Origin of the sequence: Burkholderia sp. LMG 13014 (assembly GCF_905232215.1) — a bacterium.
Lineage (GTDB): Bacteria > Pseudomonadota > Gammaproteobacteria > Burkholderiales > Burkholderiaceae > Burkholderia.
The window spans coordinates 1-1,847 of sequence record NZ_CAJNKE010000873.1 but is presented as its reverse complement, the minus strand read 5'-3'; the positions used below and the strand labels follow the sequence as shown (position 1 = coordinate 1,847).

Here is a 1,847-nt window from a genome sequence, read left to right as displayed (position 1 = left end):
CGGATTCGACCACGTGTTGCCTGGCGCGTTGGGCGCGGTGTGCATCGGCGCGAGCGATTCGCCCGATCGCGAGGCGACCGGCCCGGCCGCCGTCTGCCCGCGCACGACGGGCGCGGCGGAGGACGACAGGGAACACGGGCGCCGTTCGGCGTCGACTGGATGCACGGACACTTCGATTTCCTCACTAGGCGGCGCAGGCCGCGCAACATCGCGGCCTGCGCCGCGTTGCGTTACGTCACGCCGACACTGCGCGCTGCGTCATGCGAGCCCGCCGTTGACGGACAGCACCTGTCCCGTCACATAGGCCGCGGCGTCGGACACCAGGTACGCGACCATCGCCGCGACTTCGTCGGGCCGGCCCGCGCGCTGCGCGGGTACGAGCTGTTTGATGCGTTCGGCGGGAAACGCCTGTTCGGCCATCGGCGATTCGATGATGCCGGGCGCCACCGCGTTCACGGTGATGCCGCGCGACGCGAGCTCCAGCGACAGCGACTTCGTCGCGCCGATCAGCCCCGCCTTCGCGGCCGCGTAATTGACCTGCCCGCGATTGCCGGTCACGCCGGCCACCGACGCGATGTTGACGATCCGGCCGCGCCGCGTGCGGATCATCGGCAACAGCAGCGGCTGCGTGACGTTGAAGAAGCCGTTGAGCGTCACGTCGATCACGCTGTGCCACTGCCGCTGCGACATGCCGGCCATCGGCGCGTCGTCGTGAATGCCCGCGTTGTTGACGAGGATCTGCACCGGCGCATCGTCGATGAACGGCTTCAGCACGGCGAGCGTCGCATCGGCGTCGGTCACGTCGAACGCGATCGCGTGCGCGGTGCCGCCGGCCGCGACGATCTGCTGCGCGACCGCCTCCGCCTGCGCGAGATGGCGATTCGCATGCACCCACACTTCATGGCCGGCCTGCGCGAGCGCCGTGCAGATCGCCTGCCCGAGTGCGCCGCTGCCGCCCGTCACGAGCGCCCGCATCGAATTGCTCCGTTCATCGCGTTCCACCTCGATCGACGCGGCCGCGTATCGTCTGCCGATCGCGGCCGCATGCCGTCATCATCTGCGCGCCGCGCCCGTGCGCGACACCGTCACTTCGTGCGGTGCGCGGCCACGTACGCAGCCAGCGCACCGAGCGTCGCAAAGATCTTCTGGTTGTCCGGATTGTCCGAACGCAGCTCGAAGCCGTACTTCTTCGAGATCAGCAGTGCGATTTCCAGGATGTCGATGGAGTCGAGCCCGAAACCCTCGCCATACAGCGGGGTCCCGGCCGTCACTGTTTCGAGCGGGACGTCTTCGAGATTCAGTTCGCCGACGATCAGTGTGGCGAGCTCTTGTTCCAGTACGTTCATCATGCGTGCGGGCAGGCGGCCCGTGGCAGCGGAAGGCGCCCGGAAACGGCAATCGCCATGCACGCCCGGCGCGTGCGAATCTCCGTCCCTCCGGCGTCTGCCGGCTTCCCCGCCTGCGTTATTTGGGGATCGTTTGTAAAAGTTACGCGGATTCTAGACGAACGGGTATCGGGCCGTATACCGCCAATGGTTACAGACTGGCGAGCCGGCGCCGCGACCCGTTTCGGGACCCGAATGCACCAGACGCTTGAGCCGCTTTGGATGGAAATGGACCGACCCCGCGAAACCGTTCGTCCGACGCCATACAATCGGTTACAAAACCCGTTCGCGCCTGCCCCGAACACGCGGTGCCGCGGCCCTAAAATGAGCGTGCCCGACCACCGGCCCGGACCTGCGTCCCGGCCGCCATTCATATGATGTTTGACGGCCCGACCACCGCGTCCGGCCACGATCTTCCCGATGTCGCCAGTCATGCCGCGCCCGTCCTTCCGCTCCGTTCCG

Annotated in this window: 2 protein-coding genes; both read right to left on the bottom strand. The window is 67.6% G+C overall.

The window, feature by feature from the left end:
* Positions 1–258: 258 nt before the first annotated feature.
* Positions 259–975, bottom strand: coding sequence for a 3-oxoacyl-ACP reductase FabG (fabG, locus tag JYJ84_RS35670; protein WP_175221632.1), 717 nt, complete (start codon positions 973–975; stop codon positions 259–261).
* A 110-nt stretch (positions 976–1,085) separates the two neighbouring features.
* Positions 1,086–1,346, bottom strand: a complete 261-nt coding sequence (locus JYJ84_RS35665; protein WP_175221677.1) for a phosphopantetheine-binding protein — start codon at positions 1,344–1,346, stop codon at positions 1,086–1,088.
* Positions 1,347–1,847: the final 501 nt, after the last annotated feature.